The organism is Planococcus sp. RAB007_Raresut, from assembly GCF_057369535.1.
The window spans coordinates 1-479 of sequence record NZ_JBXYIF010000031.1; the positions used below are offsets into that span (position 1 = coordinate 1).

1 protein-coding gene is annotated in these 479 nt (G+C 38.8%); it reads right to left on the reverse strand.

Annotated features, from left to right (window positions below; translation table 11 throughout):
- Positions 1 to 425 (reverse strand): GNAT family N-acetyltransferase (locus AC2Q9J_RS17595; RefSeq protein ID WP_499041958.1); only part of this gene is annotated, 425 nt, incomplete at its 3' end.
- Between the last annotated feature and the right edge of the window lie 54 nt (positions 426 to 479).

Below are 479 nucleotides of genomic sequence, written 5' to 3' on the forward strand. Positions count from 1 at the left end.
ATGGCGCGTTGTGAACGGATATTTTCATGACCTGTCTTGATTTGGACGCGATTCAATCCCAGTTCTTCAAAACAATACGTCAACAATAGAAACTTGCAATTGGTGTTGATATTCGTTCGCCAACTTTTGGGATTTAGCCATGTTGAACCGATTTCTAATCTTTTATGTGGTATGGAAATATCGAGAAACCAAGTAGCCCCAATAATCTTCTTTGACTCGATATCTACAATCACAAAAGCAAACTCTGTTCCAGCTGCTCTCTTTTTTTGAGCATCTTTTACATATTGTTCAACATTCCTTTTGTCCGTCAAATCCACCGACATGTGTTCCCAAATTTTGTGGTTATTCGCTGCCTCCCAGATTTCTTCTATATGGCTGCTTTTCATCGGCACAAGCTTGACAACTTCATTCTCTAAGGTTTTCATTTCCCTCACTCCTTTCTATCATTACACTTCATTTCTGGTATGCTTAACATAACC